General features: G+C 48.9%; 9 tRNA genes and 1 rRNA gene. All 10 read right to left on the minus strand.

Annotated elements, in window-relative coordinates:
• Positions 1-96: 96 nt before the first annotated feature.
• Positions 97-172: transfer RNA gene (locus ACK1U5_RS27595), tRNA-Ala, on the minus strand.
• Positions 173-181: 9 nt separating this feature from the next.
• A tRNA-Pro gene (locus ACK1U5_RS27600) sits at positions 182-255 on the minus strand.
• Between the two features lie 8 nt (positions 256-263).
• A tRNA-Arg gene (locus ACK1U5_RS27605) sits at positions 264-337 on the minus strand.
• A 3-nt stretch (positions 338-340) separates the two neighbouring features.
• A tRNA-Leu gene (locus ACK1U5_RS27610) sits at positions 341-429 on the minus strand.
• Positions 430-445: 16 nt separating this feature from the next.
• Positions 446-520 (minus strand) — tRNA-Gly (locus ACK1U5_RS27615).
• Positions 521-549: 29 nt separating this feature from the next.
• Positions 550-630 (minus strand) — tRNA-Leu (locus ACK1U5_RS27620).
• A gap of 13 nt (positions 631-643) precedes the next feature.
• Positions 644-719: transfer RNA gene (locus ACK1U5_RS27625), tRNA-Lys, on the minus strand.
• A gap of 13 nt (positions 720-732) precedes the next feature.
• Positions 733-808: transfer RNA gene (locus tag ACK1U5_RS27630), tRNA-Thr, on the minus strand.
• Between the two features lie 4 nt (positions 809-812).
• A tRNA-Val gene (locus ACK1U5_RS27635) sits at positions 813-888 on the minus strand.
• A gap of 5 nt (positions 889-893) precedes the next feature.
• Positions 894-1,009: ribosomal RNA gene (gene rrf, locus ACK1U5_RS27640) — 5S ribosomal RNA — on the minus strand.
• Between the last annotated feature and the right edge of the window lie 166 nt (positions 1,010-1,175).

Genomic DNA, 1,175 nt, shown 5'->3' on the forward strand with positions numbered 1-1,175 from the left:
CAGGATCAAACTCTCCAATAAAGTTAGTTTGTCTAGCATCTAAAATAAAAATTGACGTTTCACGTTGTTTGTTTCGTTCAGTTTTCAAAGAACTAATGGTGGAGCCTAGCGGGATCGAACCGCTGACCTCCTGCGTGCAAGGCAGGCGCTCTCCCAGCTGAGCTAAGGCCCCAAACAAGTATCGGGAAGACAGGATTTGAACCTGCGACCCCCTGGTCCCAAACCAGGTGCTCTACCAAGCTGAGCCACTTCCCGAAAGAAAACGCGCCCGAGAGGAGTCGAACCCCTAACCTCTTGATCCGTAGTCAAACGCTCTATCCAATTGAGCTACGGGCGCATATGGTGCCGAGGGCGGGGGTCGAACCCGCACGGTGGTCACCCACCGCAGGATTTTAAGTCCTGTGCGTCTGCCTGTTCCGCCACCCCGGCATGTCATATTGAAAATTGGAGCGGAAGACGGGATTCGAACCCGCGACCCCAACCTTGGCAAGGTTGTATTCTACCACTGAACTACTTCCGCAAGACATGTTTGAGATATTTTATTAAAAGTGCGGGTGAAGGGAGTCGAACCCCCACGCCAAAGGCGCTAGATCCTAAGTCTAGTGCGTCTGCCAATTCCGCCACACCCGCATATTAATTAAAATGGTGAGCCATGAAGGACTCGAACCTTCGACCCTCTGATTAAAAGTCAGATGCTCTACCAACTGAGCTAATGGCTCTTACAATAAAAACTGGTGCCGACTAGAGGACTTGAACCCCCAACCTACTGATTACAAGTCAGTTGCTCTACCAATTGAGCTAAGTCGGCTAAATGGTGGAGGATGACGGGATCGAACCGCCGACCCCCTGCTTGTAAGGCAGGTGCTCTCCCAGCTGAGCTAATCCTCCGGATTGCCTGGCAACGTCCTACTCTCACAGGGACAAGGTCCCAACTACCATCGGCGCTAGAGAGCTTAACTTCCGTGTTCGGTATGGGAACGGGTGTGACCTCTCTGCCATCATTACCAGACTGTATTCATTTAAGACAAGAATCATTTTAACTCATTTAACTTTTAAAGTCAACAAGTTTTTTATATTCTTTCAAAACTAGATAACATTTGCTACATATTATATGGTTAAGTCCTCGATCTATTAGTATTCGTCAGCTCCACATGTCACCATGCTTCCACCTCGAA

It is taken from the genome of Bacillus sp. XB1 (assembly GCF_053557995.1).